This window comes from Ectopseudomonas toyotomiensis, assembly GCF_900115695.1.
Classification (GTDB): Bacteria; Pseudomonadota; Gammaproteobacteria; order Pseudomonadales; family Pseudomonadaceae; genus Aquipseudomonas; species Aquipseudomonas toyotomiensis.
The window spans coordinates 1-1,412 of sequence record NZ_FOXK01000035.1; the positions used below are offsets into that span (position 1 = coordinate 1).

The 1,412-nt window shown below is 53.0% G+C and carries 1 rRNA gene; it reads right to left on the bottom strand.

Features of this window, described 5'->3' with window-relative positions:
- Positions 1–26: 26 nt before the first annotated feature.
- Positions 27–1,412 (bottom strand): 23S ribosomal RNA (locus BM186_RS26020); the annotation flags it as partial.

Sequence of the window (1,412 nt, forward strand, 5' to 3'; positions counted from 1 at the left end):
TTGAGGGCAGATTGTTTGGGTGTTATATGGTCAAGCCTCACGGGCAATTAGTATGGGTTAGCTCAACGCCTCACAGCGCTTACACACCCCACCTATCAACGTCGTAGTCTTCGACGGCCCTTCAGGGAGCTCAAGGCTCCAGTGAGATCTCATCTTGAGGCAAGTTTCCCGCTTAGATGCTTTCAGCGGTTATCTTTTCCGAACATAGCTACCCGGCAATGCCACTGGCGTGACAACCGGAACACCAGAGGTTCGTCCAACCCGGTCCTCTCGTACTAAGGTCAGCCCCTCTCAAATCTCAAACGTCCACGGCAGATAGGGACCGAACTGTCTCACGACGTTCTAAACCCAGCTCGCGTACCACTTTAAATGGCGAACAGCCATACCCTTGGGACCGGCTTCAGCCCCAGGATGTGATGAGCCGACATCGAGGTGCCAAACACCGCCGTCGATATGAACTCTTGGGCGGTATCAGCCTGTTATCCCCGGAGTACCTTTTATCCGTTGAGCGATGGCCCTTCCATACAGAACCACCGGATCACTAAGACCTACTTTCGTACCTGCTCGACGTGTCTGTCTCGCAGTCAAGCGCGCTTTTGCCTTTATACTCTACGACCGATTTCCGACCGGTCTGAGCGCACCTTCGTACTCCTCCGTTACTCTTTGGGAGGAGACCGCCCCAGTCAAACTACCCACCATACACTGTCCTCGATCCGGATAACGGACCAGAGTTAGAACCTCAAGGTTGCCAGGGTGGTATTTCAAGGATGGCTCCATGAGAACTGGCGTCCCCACTTCAAAGCCTCCCACCTATCCTACACAAGCAAGCTCAAAGTCCAGTGCAAAGCTATAGTAAAGGTTCACGGGGTCTTTCCGTCTAGCCGCGGATACACTGCATCTTCACAGCGATTTCAATTTCACTGAGTCTCGGGTGGAGACAGCGCCGCCATCGTTACGCCATTCGTGCAGGTCGGAACTTACCCGACAAGGAATTTCGCTACCTTAGGACCGTTATAGTTACGGCCGCCGTTTACCGGGGCTTCGATCAAGAGCTTCGCTTGCGCTAACCCCATCAATTAACCTTCCGGCACCGGGCAGGCGTCACACCCTATACGTCCACTTTCGTGTTTGCAGAGTGCTGTGTTTTTAATAAACAGTCGCAGCGGCCTGGTATCTTCGACCGGCATGGGCTTACGTAGTAAATACTTCACCCTCACCGGCGCACCTTCTCCCGAAGTTACGGTGCCATTTTGCCTAGTTCCTTCACCCGAGTTCTCTCAAGCGCCTTGGTATTCTCTACCTAACCACCTGTGTCGGTTTGGGGTACGGTTCCTAGTTACCTGAAGCTTAGAAGCTTTTCCTGGAAGCATGGCATCAACCACTTCGCATTCTAAAAGAACGCTCGTCATCAG